This window comes from Neorhizobium sp. T7_12 (genome assembly GCF_002968535.1).
GTDB classification, from domain to species: domain Bacteria; phylum Pseudomonadota; class Alphaproteobacteria; order Rhizobiales; family Rhizobiaceae; genus Neorhizobium; species Neorhizobium tomejilense.
In genome coordinates this window covers 36,994-49,864 of sequence record NZ_PVBK01000016.1, presented here as the reverse complement: position 1 = coordinate 49,864, position 12,871 = coordinate 36,994, and the positions used below count along the sequence as shown (strand labels likewise).

Below are 12,871 nucleotides of genomic sequence, written 5' to 3'. Positions count from 1 at the left end.
TGCCGATCCGTGGCCGATCGATGCCACGTCAGAGGGGCAGGCCCACATAGTTTTCCGCAAGCGCCGTCGACGCTGCCCGCGAATGGGTCAGATAGTCCAGCTCGGCTTCCTGGATCCTCTGGTCGAATTCGCCCGTGTCTGGAAAACGATGCATCATCGTCGTCATCCACCAGGAGAAGCGCACCGCTTTCCATACGCGCGCAAGCGCCCTCTCGGAATAGGCGTCGATGCCGGCGTCGGAGCCGTCCCGATAGTGCTCCCTGAGCCCGGCAAAGAGGTAGTGGACATCGCTTGCAGCCAGGTTCAACCCCTTGGCTCCCGTCGGCGGCACGATATGAGCTGCATCGCCGACGAGGAACATGCTGCCGAACCGCATCGGCTCGGCAACGAACGAGCGCAACGGTGCGATCGACTTCTCGAAGGACGGTGCGGTGATCAGCGCTTCGGCATGATGCGCAGGCAGGCGGCGGCGGAGTTCGTCCCAGAACCGGTCGTCGCTCCAGTCCTCGATCTTCTCGTCGAGGGCGCATTGGATATAGTAGCGGCTGCGGGTCGCCGACCGCATCGAACAAAGCGCGAAACCCCGTGGATGGTTTGCATAGATCAGCTCATCGCTGACGGGCGCAACCTCCGCCAGGATACCGAGCCAGCCGAACGGGTAGACCTTTTCGAAAACACGGATTGCGCTTTTCGGCACGGCGTTGCGGCTCGGCCCGTGAAAACCGTCGCAGCCGGCTATGAAATCGCAATCGATGCGATGGGTGCTGCCGTCTTTTTCGTAGGTGACGAAGGGGGAGCTGGTATCAAAATCATGGGGCGTGACATTGGCGGCTTCGTAGATCGTCCGGGCTCCGCTTGCCTCGCGACGTTCCATCAGGTCGCGGGTCACTTCCGTCTGGCCGTAGACCATGACGCGCTTGCCGCCGGTCAACCCGTGGAGATCGATCCGGTGGTCGCGGCCGTCGAAGGCGAGCGAGAAGCCCTCGTGCGGCAGGCCTTCGGCGTGCAGCCGCGCGCCGGCCCCGGCCTGGTCGATCAGCCCGACCGTGCCTTCCTCCAGCACGCCGGCACGGACCCGGCCGAGGATGTAATCCTTGCCGACACGATCAAGGATGATGTTGTCGATACCGGCTCCCGTCAGAAGCTGGCCAAGTAAGAGGCCCGACGGTCCGGAGCCGATAATGGCGACCTGCGTTCTCATGCATCTCCTCCCGAGTGTTTTTCGTTTTGGCAAATTGTGCTCGGGTTCCCCATTGGCGGCAATGGACATTCGAGCCAAAAAATTGGACAAACCGAACATCGAGGCTGGAGATACCCGATGGACAGGCACATACCGATCTACCAGCTATACGGAGAGGATCCAGGCAAACGGCATGATTTCTGGCTGCATTGTGAAACAATCAGGTCGAGAAGCAGCCGCCACCAGTGGGAAATCCGCCTTCATCGGCATGAGGCATTCTTTCAGATCCTGTACATCGAGGCTGGGTCAGGCGACGCGACCTTCGGCAGCGAAACGCATCCCATCCGGCCACCGGCGATAGTCGCCGTCCCCCCCGGCCTCAGTCACGGCTTCCGGTTCTCCCGCGATATCGAGGGTCTGGTCATCACCATCCTGAGCTCCCATCTCGGCCACCAGCCGGGAGAGCGCAGCCGCTTCGGCGAATGGCTCGCGACACCGCACCTGACCCCGCTCGATTTGCTGAATGCCGACGCCGCCTACGTGGTGCAAACGCTGAAACGAATTGGCGAGGAATTTGATCACCGCAACAACGGACGCAACGAACTTCTGGCTTCCTATGTAAAGCTCGCCCTGAGGTTGACCGCGCGCATCTCTCACGCCGACAACCCCAACCATGCCCCCGCGAACGAAGGCGAGCGGCGGATGGACATGCTGAACGGCCTGATCCAGCAGCATTTCCGGTCGCACAAGCCGATATCCTTTTATGCCGGCGAACTTGGCATCTCGCTGACGCATCTCAACCGCATTGTCCGGTCGATGGCGGGCTGCACGGCGCACGACCTGCTCACCACCAAACTGATCGAAGAGTCCAAGCGCGAGCTCGTCTTCTCGCTCGCCTCCGTGCAGGAGGTCGGCCATCGCCTCGGCTTTGCCGACCCTGCCTATTTCTCGCGTTTCTTCGTGAAGCAGACAGGGGAAACGCCCCGCGCCTGGCGCCTGCGAGAAATCCAGTCGCTGGACAAGGCAATTTTCTAGGACCGCGGCTATTGCACTGCCCTCACAACCGGAAACACCAGGCGCCTATCGAGGCACTTCAGGTCACCAGAAGAAGCAAGACGTATGCAATTACGGTAAACAGCATTCCGCGGAAGGCATAGGAGACGCAGCGGTATTTCTGCCGGGCGATCAGGGATAGCACGTCGGCGTTGTCCAGGTATTCCTTGAAGAGGTAACTGACATCGCTGCGCTGCGCCGCGTGCTCGAATATTGCTCTGTGCTGCGGCCATGTGCCCCAAAAAAGCGAGGTGGATTTCTCCACCCGCCGCGGCAGCACGACAAGGATGGCCGAAAGAATTGACGAAACCGAAGCTACAGCGAGCAAAGCCGAAACAACCACTGCGGCCCACGTGCCTTCGGTATAACGCGTCAAGGTGAACACGCCTCGCCCCTCGCTCGACGAGATCAGAAAAGCAAGCATGAAGGTAAAGATATAGGCGGCCTTCTGATCCGATATTTTGATCTGATCGTAGAATACGTCGTTTATCTTTCGAACATGGTTGAAGTATTCCTCGGTGATCTCGCCGGACGCCATCGGCATTTCGAGCATCTCGGTCGGCGCGCATTCAAAGTCGCTCAACTTGCGTTTCCCCCTGTTCCGAACTGTTCCCCTGTTAATACAGTCCACCCGAAAAGCAATGCCATTGCTAAAGGTCGTCTTGACACTTGCCATGTTTCTAAGCAGTTGTGAGGTATGTCGGGGGCGTTCAATCGGTTTTATGTTGCAGCAATCGCGCTGCCTATACTTGCTGGCGGGCTGATACCCCCTGCAGCGGCAGAGCCCGTCCAACGGTCAGGGCGGGCCGCCGGCGCAGTCATTGCCCGCAAGGTGGGCGAGGAAGTCCGCTTTATCGACGTGTCCAACTGGCAGTTCGTCGACCTGAAGCAGGACCTTCTTAGCGGTGACGTGCTGCGCACCAATGCGACCGGCCAGCTTGCAATCCTCTTTTCAGACCGGACGCAGGTCCGGCTCGGCCGCAATTCCTCGCTCGTCGTCAAGCAGATCACCGCCAGCACCAGTTCCGACACTGTGCTGGAGCTCCAGTCCGGTACTATCTGGGCCCGCGCAGAACGCGGCGGGCCTGGCGTACGGGTTGAAACGCCGGCGGCGGCAGCGGCGATCCGCGGCACCGATTGGACGATGACGGTCAAGGGCGACCAAACCTCGCTCAACGTTCTCGAGGGCGTCGTCCAGCTGAGCAATCCGCAGGGCAGCGTCGAAGTGCGGCAGGGCGAAGGAGCCGTTGCTTCTATCGGCCAGGCGCCGCGCAAGATCGTCATCGTCGACTCCGACGACCGCGAACAGATGCTGTTCTTCCTGCCGCCGCGAGAGGCATTCGAGCGGATGCCGCCGTCTGCACAGCCAGTCGCCGAGATGCGCCGCAATGCTGATCGTATCGCAGCCATTCCCCTCGAGCGCCGTAGCGCAGAGGATTGGGTCGCACTTGCCGAAGCCCAGCTTTCGCTCGAAGGCCGGCAGCGGGCGCGGCAGACGCTGGCAAATCTCAAGGGCCGGCCGCTTTCTCCCTCGCAGCAGGCCCGCGTGACGCTGATCGAGGCGGTCCTCGCCGCAAGCGAGACCCGCTATGCCGAGGCCGCCAAACTATTCGAGAAAGCGCAGCGGGGGCTCGACCCGAAACGACGGGGTATCGCACTCTATGGCGGCTATTACGCCCGCGCGCTTGCCGACCCCAACCGGGCCGAGGCACTTCCGCCACAGGTGGGGGGATCGGACGGCGCATTTCTGCGCGCCTATGCGCTTGGCTTCCTGCAGGATCTGGGGGCGGCCATAAAGGTTCTCCAGGAGGCGGAGCGCCAGTATCCGGATGATCCGGAACTGCCGGCATATCGCGGCTGGCTTGCCATTCTGCTGAACGATCGCGCCCAGGCGGAAGAGGCGCTCAACCGGTCCCTCTCGATTGATCCCGCCGAACCGACGGCGCTCGAGGCGCGCTCGCATTTCCGCGCCGGCTTCAAGGGTGATTACCAGGGCGCGCTCGCCGATCTCGAAGCGGCCATCAAGGTCGCGCCCGGGGGCTCGACGACCTGGAACGCGATCGGCAACATCCAGGCGGCGCGGAGCGCCAATCGCGAGGCCGAAGCCGCCTTCAAGAAGTCGATCGAGCTCGATCCGCAGGATCCTCTCAGCCATTCGAACCTGGCGCTCTTTTATCTCGATATCGGCCGCATCGAGGATGCCAAGCGGGAAATCGACATCGCGCTCGCCATCGATCCTGGCTTCGACACGGCGCTTGTCGCGCGCGGTCGGTACTATCTGCAGACGGGCGAGCTGGACAAGGCGGTCGACGATCTGCTCGCAGCAAGCGTTGCCAATCCCGGATATTCGCAGGCGCAGCTGCTGCTGGCGGCTGCGAACTATGAGAAAGGCGACCGGGTACCGGCCGAGCAGGCGACGGAAAATGCCGAGAGGCTCGATGACAATGATCCGGTGATTTCTGCCCTGCGCACGGCGGTCGCGATCGACAATTACGATTCGGAAGGCGCCATTCGCAACGCGCAGGAATATCTGCGGCGCTCCAAGGCCCGCGGCGGCGATTTCACCTCGCTCGGCGCCAACCAGCAGGCGGGGTCGACGCTGAACGACGCGTTCCGTCTGCAAGGCATGAATGCCTGGGGCGAATATTACAGCGATGCGGCCTTCGATCCCTTCGCCGGCGCCGCCTATATCGACCAGAGCATCCGCGGCAGCGCCAATCCGTTCGTCAACAACTACTTCTACGGCGACGACGTCATCACAAATACGCCAAACGGGCAGGCTTTCTCGTCCTTCCTGCAGGGCCTGATGCTGGAACCCCATATCATTTCCGGCCGCTCGCGCTCGGCCAACATCATCAGGCGCCCGTTCTTCGAGGGCTCGATCGGCGGCGGGATCAATACCGCAGGCGGCGAACTGGACTATATTGGGGAGGGAGAGGTTCAGGGATACAGCAACCTGCCCTTCCCGATCAGCTTCTATGGGAACTTACAGTGGCAGAGGGTACCGGACAGCCGTGATATTGGCGCGCTGACTGATCTCAATACGGAGAACAAGCCGATCAGCGGAAATGGCTATGTGTCCGCAAGCCCCACTGCTTTTGACCGGATGGTTATCTATTTCAACTCCGGCGAGAACGAGTTTGCCCAGGACTATGCATTCGATCTAGGGGGCGCAGGTATTTTCCCCGTTATATCTGACTTGAATGTAACAAGCCGAGCCACGACCGCCGGTCTCGGCTGGAGCCATAGCGTCGGGTACCGAAATGTTGTGAACGCCGCACTTATGTTTAGCGGCGTTTCGTCTCGCAGCCATCTATATCGGGAAATTGATTTAGGCGTTTTGGCTGTTCCCTTCGTCGATCAAACGGATAGGTTCCGACAGGAGAGTTATACCGCCGCTGTAAACCACATGATCGGCGACGGTGACTTGACGTGGCGCTATGGTATCGAAGGTGGATGGGTAGATTCATCGAGTTCTAGCGACGATCTTATCACCCCAACGCCCACCTCAGTGTCAGACAGCAGCATGGTGGGCCGCGCTTACGTCGATCTCCATCACGAGATCACGCCCGACCTCAAGGCAGAATACGCGCTGTTCGGTTCCATAGTGGATGGAGGTTCGGATGTTCAGCGCCTGGAACCTCGGATTGGAATTGCGTGGTCTCCTGCCGAAGGTCAATGGCTGCGCGCAGGGTTCATTCGAAGCAGCTTTGATTTATCGACGCCGACCTTGTCTCCCGTTGGGGTGGTCGGCCTCCAGCCAAACCAGATTTCGATTGCGACCGAAGGCTATACGGATACGGCGGCATTGCGGTGGGATGCGGAGTGGAGTCGTGATTTCCTAACCGCAGTGGAGTTTCAGCATCAAGATATTGATAATCTGCGTATCAGCCGGCCGCTGTCCGCCATTCCTTTCGCAACCGCCGAAGGGCGCATTGATCGAGCCAGCTTGACGGCCAATGTTCTGCTAGGCGATGGCTTCGGATTATCCTCAACGGTTGCATACACCGACTCTGAGGACCGGGACCCCGCATCCGCTACATTTGGCGGCTCCTTGCCTTTCGTGCCGGAATGGGGAGGACAGGTGGCTCTTACGTGGGTCAATGAGGCCAATATCAAAGCTACTCTTGCCGCCAATTATGTGGGGAAACGCGATGACTCCACCGGCAGGGAATTGGACGACTACTGGACGATGGATGCCAGTCTGATTTGGGAGCCCCTTGATAAACGGCTCGAGCTTGAACTTGGCGCCTTTAATCTTCTCGATGAAGATTTCATCCTGGATCAAGACGATTTCGGCAACCCGATTGCCGGTTGGGGCCGGTCCTTCCGAGGCACGCTCAAAGTTCGGTTCTGATGGACGGCGGGCGCGGCTTCTCCTTTTCGGCCCGGCGTTTTTTCTCGTCGCGCGGCATTCAAGTCGCCGTTCTCGCTGCATTTTTCTTCGCGGCGGTGGCACTTATCGCCCGCCTGCCCGGCTGGCCGCTGATTGACTATCGAGCTTTCGATTACCTCTCGACCGTCGGGGCGAAGCCGCTTGCCGAGGATGGACCGATCATCGTGGCGATCGACGAGCCGTCGCTGGCGGAGATCAACATCCAGTGGCCGTGGCCGCGCAGCCTGCATGCCAGGCTGATCACCCAACTGAGGGCCGCTGGCGCCCGGGTGATCGGCCTCGACATCATCTTTTCCGAACCGTCGGTGCCGGCCGAGGACAAAGCGCTTGCCGAAGCACTTGGGCCGGACGTGGTGCTGGCGGGCGACGAGACGCTTGTGACCTCGGACCAGGCCGACCAGTTCATCCGGGTCATGCCGTTGCAGACGTTTTCCGACAGGCAGGCGCGGACGGGAATTGCCTCAGTCGCCCTGCATCGCGATGGCGTGCTGCGCGAGATGCCCGACTATGACGACGGCTTTGCCGCCGTGGTCGCAACGGCCGCGGGTATCGAGGTGGGTCTGCCGGAGCCCGGGAGCCTTATTCAAGTGTTTGGCGGTCCCCGCACCTATCCGACGGTGTCCTATTACCAAGCCCTCGATCCCGAAAACTTCCTGCCGCCAGGGATATTCAAGGGCCGGATCGCCATTGTCGGGTTGAGCCTGCAAAATGCGCCGTCGATCGACAACGGCGGGGCCGACGCCTTTCCGACCTCCTATACGGTTCACAACGGCAAGCTGACGGCCGGCGCCGAGATTCAGGCGACCATTCTCGACAACCTGCGGCTCAAGAGGTCCATCGCCGAAGCCAGTGGCCCGACGAAACAACTGCTGCTGCTGGCCGCAGTCGTGGCGGCCTCCGTTCTTGTCTGGAAGGGTACCGGCTGGCGCACGGTCGCACTCGGCGCGGTGGCGATTGTCGTACTGTTCGTCGGCAGCTATGTCAGCTTGCGCTTCGGTCGCATCTTCCTGTCCCCTATAGCGTCGTCGCTCGCCTTTGCCGGCATGGCCGCAGCGCAGGCGACGCTCGATTATGCCCAGGAGCGGAAGAACCGCCGGCAGATCACGCGGGCTTTCTCGCAATATCTGGCACCCGCACTGGTCGATCAACTCGCCCGCGATCCATCCAAACTGAAGCTCGGCGGCGAGACACGCGAGCTTTCGATCCTGTTCTGCGATGTGAGGGGCTTTACCACCATCGCCGAACAGCTCAAGGATGATCCCCAACAATTGACGATGTTGATCAACCGGCTGCTGACGCCGCTGTCCGACATCGTGCTTTCACAGGGCGGCACGATCGACAAGTACATCGGTGACTGCCTGATGGCCTTCTGGAATGCACCGCTCGACGACCCGTTGCACGCGGTCCATGCGGTATCAGCCGCGCTTGATATGCTCGACTCGATGCAGGCGCTGAACGACGACCTGAGGGCCGAAGCGGAGGCGACGGGCCGGACCTATTATCCACTGGCGATCGGGATCGGCATCAATACCGGCGAATGCGTGGTGGGCAACATGGGCTCGACGAGCCGTTTCGACTATTCCGCACTCGGGGACGCTGTCAATCTGGCAGCGAGACTTGAAGGCGCGTCGAAGGCTTACGGGGTGCCGTTGCTATTGGGTGAACGGACCGCACAGGCCGTGGGCGAAACGTTCGCGGTCTTCGAACTCGACCGTATTCGGGTCAAGGGCAAGACGGAAGAGGTTCCCGTCGCCACGGCGCTTCGGGAAAGTCCCGACACGGCGCGCGAGGTCCATGCGCAATTTCTTCAGGCACGCTACCGCGGTGATATCGCTCTCCAGCGGTCTCTGGCCCAGAGGCTCATGCGTGATGTGCCGGCGCTCTCGGCGTACCATGGGCAGGCGCTTTAGCCTCAGAGCAAGAAATCGGATTGCCGCATCAAGGTCGTCGGTTCTCATGTCGACGATCGACATGTTGGGACGATATTTCACTATCCGGCGCATTCTTAAATTAATTAGTCTATTTCTTTTATAGAAAATATCTCACCCTTCCGTGCATCGACTTTCGTGTCCTGCAACGACAAGAGGAAAATCAACGATGACATTGGTGAAAACAGTGAGAACCGTGCTGTTCGGCCTGCTCGCCTTCGGCACCATGGGCGGGGTGGTCGCGGCCCAGACGAACGCGCCTCTTCTTCCGAAGGTGCCGCCGGGGACGGTCCTGACGGTCGGGGATCCGGTGACGCAAAAGGCGCTGGAGGTCTCAGGCTTGATCAAGGAGCTGTCGTTCGAAGTCAAATGGGCAAATATCAGTGGCGGCCCGCAAACCTCGGAAGCGTTCCGCGCCAGGGCACTCGACGTCGGGTCGGTTGCAGAAATTCCCTCGATCTTCGCCAACTGGAACAACCTGCCGGTTCGCAACATCGCCTATCGCGAACGCCGCGACCCGATTGCCAATCCCATCTACCGCTTCGGAGTGGCGCCAGGCGCCGGCATCAAGACGCTGGCCGATTTCCGCGGCAAACGCATCGCATTCAGCCCGGGCCAGGCCCAGGGAGCACTCGTCCTTCGTGCACTCCATGCCGCAGGCCTCAAGAAAAGCGACGTCACGCTGGTGGAACTGCCAAGCACCGGCGACGTCTATCCGAAGGCGTTGGCCAGCAAACAGGTCGATGTGGCGCCGCTCGGGGGCGTCTATATAAGGCGCTATATCGCGCAATACGGCTCCGATGGCGCCACGCTCGTGCAACACGGGCTGCGCGATGATCCAGGTCATCTCTATGCACCGCAATGGGTGCTGGACGATCCGGCAAAGGCCGCGGCACTCGCCGAATATGTCGGGCTTTGGGCACGTGCGACCGAGTGGGTGAACAAGAACCCGGAAGCCTGGATCAAGACATACTACGTCGGCCAGCAGGGTCTGAGCCAGGATGACGGCGAATATCTCGTCAAGCTGACCGGGGAGCAGGTTGTTTCCGGAGATTGGAGCGAGGTGAAAAAGCGCCACCAGGAGACGATCAACCTGCTGGCGGCGGAGCTCGGCTACAAGCCCTTCGACGTCGAAAAGATCTTCGACAACCGGTTCGAAAAGACCGCCTCCGCCGCCTTGGCGAAGAGCCAGTAATCCCCCTGCATCATCCAAGAGGAGATCTGAAGCATGGCAACCATTTGGGATGCGGATGAGGCGAAATCATCCCGGGCGTCCAGCCGTGAAAGTGCATTTACCGTTCCAGCCGTGGCGAGACCCGTCACGTCCCGGAGCCGCCGGAGACTGGGACCGGGACCGGCGATACCCTTCGGACTGCAGATCGGGCCGGCATTGCTGGTGCTGCTCTGGGTGGCCGGCTCGGCATTCGGGTGGATCGACCCCCGGATCCTGTCCGCCCCCTGGACGGTCATCGAGGCCTTTGCAAGGCTGATTGAACAGGGGCGATTGCAGGACAATTTCGTGACGTCGGCGACACGCGCCCTGCTTGGGCTCAGCATCGGCCTCGTCATCGGCACGATCCTTGCCGTCACCGCCGGCCTTTCGCGGATCGGCGAGGCGCTGATCGACGGCCCCGTCCAGATCAAGCGCGCCATCCCGACGCTGGCTCTGATCCCCCTGCTGATCCTGTGGTTCGGCATCGGCGAGGGCATGAAGGTCACGACAATCGCCCTTGCCGTGATCATACCCATCTACATCCACACCCATAATGCCCTGCGCAGCATCGACAGCCGCTATGTCGAGCTGGCCGAGACCCTGCGCATGAGCCAGAAGGATTTCATCTTCCAGGTGGTGCTGCCCGGCGCATTGCCCGGTTTTCTCCTGGGCCTGCGGTTTGCCGTCACCCTCTGCTGGGTTTCCCTTGTCGTGGTCGAGCAGATCAACGCCACCAGCGGGCTCGGCTACATGATCGAACTCGCCCGCAACTATGGGCAAACCGATGTCATTCTCGTCGGCCTGGTCGTCTACGTGATGCTCGGCCTCGTCTCGGACGGTCTCGTCCGCCTGCTCGAACGGAGGGTCCTCTCATGGCGCCGCACTCTAGCCAACTGAAGTCCGCATCCAGAACCGTGCATGTCCGCAACCTCATGCGCCGGTTCGCCACCAAGACGATCCTGGATCGCGTCGATCTCGATATCGCCGAAGGAGAGTTCGTTGCCCTGCTCGGCAGGAGCGGCTCCGGCAAAAGCACTTTCCTCAAGGCGCTCGCCGGCCTCGATCACGATGTCGAGGGAACCGGAACGCTTGAAACACCGGACAATCTTTCGGTGGTTTTCCAGGATGCCCGTCTTCTGCCCTGGCGCACAGTCATCCAGAACGTCACGCTCGGCCTGCCGGGGGCTGCCGGGCAGGAAGCAGGCAGAAAAGCATTGGCCGAGGTAGGGCTCGAGGGGCGCGAGGCGGCCTGGCCAAACCAACTCTCGGGCGGCGAGCAGCAGAGGGTCGCCCTTGCTCGCTCGCTGGTCCGCCAGCCGTCCCTGCTTCTGGCCGACGAGCCGTTCGGCGCCCTCGACGCACTGACCCGGCTGAAGATGCACGACTTGCTGCGGGAATTGTGCGCAAGGCATCGGCCTGCCGTGTTGCTCGTCACCCACGACGTCGACGAGGCAATCTCGCTTGCCGACCGGATACTGGTTCTCGACGAAGGTCATCTGATCGAGGACCTGCGGATCGATCTGCCGACGCGGCGCGATCACGGTGATCCGCGCTTTGCAAAAATCCGCACCCAGCTTTTGAGCCGGCTCGGGGTGGAAACTCCCGGACGGCGCGCCGCCTGAAATCCAACGGAACTTGTCATCGTGACCAGCAAGGTTCAGTTCAATCTCAACGCCTCGAACGGGGGATACGTCAATGAGTAAACAGAAGAGACAAATGCGGCTTGGGGCCTTCATCATGGCGACCGGCCATCATGTGGCAGCCTGGCGCCATCCGGCTTCGCAGGCCGACGCTGGCCTGAATATCGATCACTACCGCGAGCTGGCGCAGACGGCGGAACGGGGCAAGTTCGATCTGGTCTTCGTGGCCGACAGCCCGGCCGGCTGGGAGCGCGCCAAAGATCCGGAGGCGCTTCGCCGTTCCTCGCAGGGCGCCCACTTCGAACCCGTGACCCTGTGGGCCGCCCTGTCGCAGGCCACCAGCCATATCGGCTTCGTCGCCACCGCATCCACCACCTATGAAGACCCCTATCTTCTGGCGCGCAAATTCGCCTCGCTCGACTATATCTCCAAGGGTCGGGCGGCCTGGAATGTAGTGACGACCGGCGCGGACGTTTCCAAGAACTTCTCCATCCCGGGCCATCCCGCCCATGCCGACCGCTACGCGCGCGCCGAAGAATTCGTCGACCTGGTGAAAGGGCTGTGGGATAGCTACGAGGACGATGCCTTCATCCGCGACAAGGAAAGCGGCGTCTATCTCGACCCGGACAAGGTGCATCTGGTCGATCACAAGGGCCAGTTCTTCTCGGTTACCGGTCCGCTCAATGTCGGCCGTCCCGTGCAGGGCTATCCCGTCATCGTCCAGGCCGGCGCATCGGAACCCGGCCGAGAACTGGCCGCCCGAACCGCCGAGATGATCTTCACCGCCAACCAGACGCTCGAGGATGCCCAGGAATTTTATTCCGACGTCAAGGGACGGCTTGCCCGCTATGGACGCAGCCAGGACGACCTGTTGATCAGTCCCGGCATATTCCCCGTTCTCGGGGGCACCGAAAGGCAAGCACGGGAGAACTACGACTATATCCAGTCGCTCGTTCATCCCTCCATCGCGTGGAACATCCTTGCCCGCCACTACAAGGGCGTCGATCTTTCCGGTTATTCGCTGGACGATCCCGCTCCGCCTCTGCCGCAGGATACGGAACTCAACAAGAGCCGCCTTAAGCTGGTCACCGATCTGGTATCGCGAAACAATCTGACGCTGCGCCAGTTCTATCTGGCCGTTGCGACCGCCCGCGGCCATCGCACGGTGATCGGCACGCCGGAACAGATTGCCGACGCGATGCAGCAATGGTTCGAGAATGGCGCTGCCGACGCCTTCAACATCATGCCGCCGATCCTGCCCGCAGGACTTACGGACTTCGTCGATCAGGTCGTGCCGATCCTGCGCAGGCGTGGCCTTTTCCGGCACGAATATGAAGGAACGACACTGCGGGAGAACCTCGGCCTCAAGCGGCCGCAGAACGGCTTCGTGCTTCGGTCACAGCTTGAGCCGGAGGCACGGGCAGCCGTATAGCTCCCGCACCACTTTAAATCCCCTGGCCC

Annotated in this window: 9 protein-coding genes; 7 read left to right on the top strand and 2 right to left on the bottom strand. The window is 61.2% G+C overall.

Annotated elements, in window-relative coordinates; all coding sequences use genetic code 11:
• Positions 1-28: 28 nt before the first annotated feature.
• Positions 29-1,201 (bottom strand): 4-hydroxybenzoate 3-monooxygenase, encoded by a 1,173-nt coding sequence (gene pobA, locus C5J26_RS25265; protein WP_105404282.1) that lies wholly within the window; start codon positions 1,199-1,201, stop codon positions 29-31.
• 117 nt (positions 1,202-1,318) lie between these two features.
• On the opposite strand from pobA, the gene C5J26_RS25260 reads away from it, so the two are divergent.
• The gene (locus tag C5J26_RS25260) at positions 1,319-2,215 is read left to right on the top strand and encodes a helix-turn-helix domain-containing protein (RefSeq protein WP_105404281.1); all 897 of its coding nucleotides are present in this window, start codon (positions 1,319-1,321) and stop codon (positions 2,213-2,215) included.
• A 58-nt stretch (positions 2,216-2,273) separates the two neighbouring features.
• On the opposite strand, the gene C5J26_RS25255 is transcribed toward C5J26_RS25260, so the two are convergent.
• Positions 2,274-2,816, bottom strand: coding sequence for a Pycsar system effector family protein (locus C5J26_RS25255; protein WP_105404280.1), 543 nt, complete (start codon positions 2,814-2,816; stop codon positions 2,274-2,276).
• A 114-nt stretch (positions 2,817-2,930) separates the two neighbouring features.
• Here C5J26_RS25255 and C5J26_RS25250 point away from each other — a divergent pair, with 114 nt between their 5' ends.
• From C5J26_RS25250 to C5J26_RS25225, 6 genes are all read left to right on the top strand, one after another.
• Positions 2,931-6,590, top strand: a complete 3,660-nt coding sequence (locus tag C5J26_RS25250) for a FecR domain-containing protein (RefSeq protein WP_105404279.1) — start codon at positions 2,931-2,933, stop codon at positions 6,588-6,590.
• Positions 6,590-8,539, top strand: coding sequence for an adenylate/guanylate cyclase domain-containing protein (locus C5J26_RS25245; RefSeq protein WP_105404278.1), 1,950 nt, complete (start codon positions 6,590-6,592; stop codon positions 8,537-8,539). The genes C5J26_RS25250 and C5J26_RS25245 overlap by 1 nt, the downstream gene beginning before the upstream one ends.
• Before the next feature lie 187 nt (positions 8,540-8,726).
• The gene (locus C5J26_RS25240) at positions 8,727-9,752 is read left to right on the top strand and encodes an ABC transporter substrate-binding protein (protein ID WP_105404277.1); all 1,026 of its coding nucleotides are present in this window, start codon (positions 8,727-8,729) and stop codon (positions 9,750-9,752) included.
• Positions 9,753-9,785: 33 nt separating this feature from the next.
• A complete protein-coding gene (locus C5J26_RS25235) occupies positions 9,786-10,667 on the top strand; it encodes an ABC transporter permease (protein WP_105404276.1) in 882 nt (293 codons plus the stop codon).
• Positions 10,643-11,392, top strand: a complete 750-nt coding sequence (locus C5J26_RS25230; RefSeq protein WP_105404275.1) for an ABC transporter ATP-binding protein — start codon at positions 10,643-10,645, stop codon at positions 11,390-11,392. Before C5J26_RS25235 ends, C5J26_RS25230 begins: the two co-directional genes overlap by 25 nt.
• Positions 11,393-11,465: 73 nt before the next feature.
• Positions 11,466-12,842 (top strand): LLM class flavin-dependent oxidoreductase, encoded by a 1,377-nt coding sequence (locus C5J26_RS25225; protein WP_105404274.1) that lies wholly within the window; start codon positions 11,466-11,468, stop codon positions 12,840-12,842.
• The last annotated feature ends 29 nt before the right edge of the window (positions 12,843-12,871 follow it).